Origin of the sequence: Actinoplanes sp. NBRC 101535, assembly GCF_030269225.1 — a bacterium.
Lineage (GTDB): Bacteria > Actinomycetota > Actinomycetes > Mycobacteriales > Micromonosporaceae > Actinoplanes > Actinoplanes rectilineatus.
Genome location: NZ_BSSY01000073.1, coordinates 1 through 255, shown reverse-complemented (window position 1 = coordinate 255; position 255 = coordinate 1). Strand labels below are relative to the sequence as shown.

General features: G+C 56.5%; 1 rRNA gene. It reads left to right on the top strand.

Annotation, left to right across the window (positions count from 1 at the left end):
- A 23S ribosomal RNA gene (locus tag QSK32_RS45405) occupies positions 1-255 on the top strand; the annotation flags it as partial.

The following is a 255-nucleotide window of genomic DNA, read 5'->3' as shown; positions in this document are numbered from 1 at the left end:
CGATGCGGGAGACTAGGACCTTGGGTGGTAGTAGTTTAGCGATGGGGTGACGCAGGAAGGTAGATGATCCCGGCCGGTGGTTGTGCCGGGGTAAGCGTGTAGGCCGTCACGTAGGCAAATCCGCGTGACATTAAGGTTGAGACGTGATGCCGAGCCGTTTCTGGTGAAGTCATTGATCCTATGCTGCCGAGAAAAGCCTCTAGCGATGTTCTGAGCGGCCCGTACCCTAAACCGACACAGGTGGTCAGGTAGAGA